Below are 403 nucleotides of genomic sequence, written 5' to 3'. Positions count from 1 at the left end.
GTAATCCACGTATATCAGCATGAGAACCGACGAAATTACTTGCTTCACCTATGCGGTAACACTACTACTGATTTACTAGTAAGGCTCTGGAAATGTGGGAGCAGAAACTTCTACGCTCTTATTGACAGTGGGGGTCATATCAACGCCGCGTTAAGTGGTGAGCAACGCTACCACCCTACCTAAACCATTGTGCCGTAAACATTAAAGCTGAATCAAACCGAAAATGCCAAGCGTTGGGAATCCGTCTTAAACGCTTTGTATGGATAATAAGCACTCCAATCGGGTAATGTGAGACCCAGGCTTTAGCTGCAACTAAAGCTTTCTATGTAGCAGTTCGTTTAAACGCTGGCTCCTCTATCGAGAGACCGATAACAAACATGAGCGCTACATAGGACTTCAAGCA

1 protein-coding gene is annotated in these 403 nt (G+C 44.7%); it reads left to right on the top strand.

Features of this window, described 5'->3' with window-relative positions; genetic code table 11:
- Positions 1-183: hypothetical protein (locus L1D60_RS23500; RefSeq protein WP_239843170.1), on the top strand; the 183-nt coding region annotated here is incomplete at its 5' end.
- Positions 184-403 lie beyond the last annotated feature (220 nt).

This window comes from Vibrio sp. Isolate30 (assembly GCF_022397975.1).
GTDB classification, from domain to species: domain Bacteria; phylum Pseudomonadota; class Gammaproteobacteria; order Enterobacterales; family Vibrionaceae; genus Vibrio; species Vibrio fortis.
This window is presented reverse-complemented; position numbering and strand designations above follow the sequence as displayed.